Origin of the sequence: Paenibacillus wynnii (assembly GCF_030812855.1) — a bacterium.
In the GTDB taxonomy this organism is placed as follows: domain Bacteria; phylum Bacillota; class Bacilli; order Paenibacillales; family Paenibacillaceae; genus Paenibacillus_AQ; species Paenibacillus_AQ wynnii_A.
The window spans coordinates 1-2,023 of sequence record NZ_JAUSTK010000057.1; the positions used below are offsets into that span (position 1 = coordinate 1).

Here is a 2,023-nt window from a genome sequence, read left to right on the forward strand (position 1 = left end):
TGATTTTTTTCACTTTATCCAAAAAACACAACTGTAAAATTATTACTTTTTTAGTTTTTCGATTTCGTGTAAGGTTCTATGCATGTCTAGTGCACTTTATGCAGTTATTTGCCTGGTTTTTGGTGAGTATAGGTGTTTTTTCGATTTATAGTTGCACGGAATACACTTATCGCGCGCGGAGTTGCTTATATGCTCCAAATAGGTGTAGAAAGTGCAACTAAAGTAGGCTCATCCTTCCCTATATTGGAGAAGTGATGAGCCTTTTCTTTTTGTAGAATATAGTAGGTTATTCCCTAATCATTAATCTGCAGCCCATTGCTCCAGCTTATCGTCATCTGGCAGCAGCAGGGCTAATAACCCCAATAGCGGCAGGAAACCGCAGGCAACAAACACCTTCGTAATCCCTATATAGTCGATAAGATTGCCGATCACTAAAGATCCGATGCCCCCTAGTCCAAATGCGAGACCGGTAATCAGACCCGAAATGGTGCCGATATTCCCCGGGTATAGCATCTGTGCATAAATGACTGTAACCGAGAAGCTGGACAGCAGAACAAAGCCGCCAATTAATAACAGAACACCAGCCCAAAACTGGTTAACAAAAGGCAATACCAGTGCAAACGGAACAGTTCCTACCATAGACATCAGGATTAGATTCCGACGTCCGAATCGGTCTGCCAGCGGCCCGCCGAAGAAGGTACCCACAGCACCAGCAGCCAGATACATGAAGATATACACTTGAGCATTATCTAGAGACATTTTGTAATTATCCATTAAGTAGAACGCATAGTAACTGCCGATGGAAGCTCCGTACCAGGATCGAACAAATACCAGAAAGACAAGAATGATCGTTGCGTTCAAAATACTTTTGCTACGGGCGGGATCGATTCTGCGAACGGATGATTTCTTACGAAAGGTATAGCCGTCTTTAAGCATATCTCGGTACCAGCGGGCTACATAAGTTTGAACCGCTACGCCGGCGGCTGCGACTATAGTGAAACTTAACGCTCCCATTTGCCCGAAGGGGATGAATATCCACTTGGTCAGCATCGGCCCCAAAGATTGTCCGGCATTTCCACCTACCTGAAATATGGATTGAGATAGTCCCTTACGCAGACCGGCCGCCATATGAGCCACACGCATGCCTTCCGGATGGAAGGTAGCTGAACCCACTCCAATGAGCATTACAGAGATTAGGACAAGTGTATAATTGCCGGCATAAGCTAAAAGCATTACCCCCGCGAACGTGCAGCACATTCCTAACGGAAGCAGAATCGGTCGAGGCTTGCGGTCTGCGGCATACCCGATAACAGGTTGGATCACGGATGATGTCATATTAAGGGCGAAGGAAATCCAGCCTACTTGAGCAAAGGAAAGCAGCATATTGTCTTTGAGAATTGGGAAGATCGCCGGAATGACGGCCTGAATGGAATCATTGAATAAATGAACAAAGCTTACGGCCAGTAAAATACGATATATTGTTGCCTGCTGCAAATTACGGGATTCCGTATCCTCAATCCCTTTCGGGGACGCAATGGGTGCCGAGTTATTTTTCATTTTAGCTCCTTCTCGTACTATATATAATGAGTCTATGAATGTATGAACTTTCAATAACCCTATTTTAGCCACTTGTGAGGCATTATGGAAACCTAAATGTATTGTTATTATGATAACTGGGCCGGTAAGATTTATTTATAAAAAAAGGGTTGCAAAGATTCAATCCGCGTGGTATATTATTTCTTGTGCTTATGAGGCATCGTTGATGTGAAGCAAACGCGATGAAGAAATAAGTTGACGAAATACAACGAAATATGTTATACTATGATTCCTGTGCATGAGAGAAATTATTCGATTGCAGAGACAAGTTCTTTGAAAACTGAACAAATGGAACGCGTTAATTTTTAATAGATTCATTTAATGAATCGTCAGTTTCAAAATGAGCAATCGCTCTTTCTGAATACCAATTTGGAGAGTTTGATCCTGGCTCAGGACGAACGCTGGCGGCATGCCTAATACATGCAAG

General features: G+C 43.2%; 1 protein-coding gene and 1 rRNA gene. One reads left to right on the forward strand and one right to left on the reverse strand.

The features are described 5' to 3' along the window. Positions 1-300: 300 nt before the first annotated feature. The gene (locus J2T20_RS25630) at positions 301-1,557 is read right to left on the reverse strand and encodes an MFS transporter (protein ID WP_307592832.1); all 1,257 of its coding nucleotides are present in this window, start codon (positions 1,555-1,557) and stop codon (positions 301-303) included. Positions 1,558-1,962: 405 nt separating this feature from the next. Here J2T20_RS25630 and J2T20_RS25635 point away from each other — a divergent pair. Next, a 16S ribosomal RNA gene (locus J2T20_RS25635) occupies positions 1,963-2,023 on the forward strand; the annotation flags it as partial.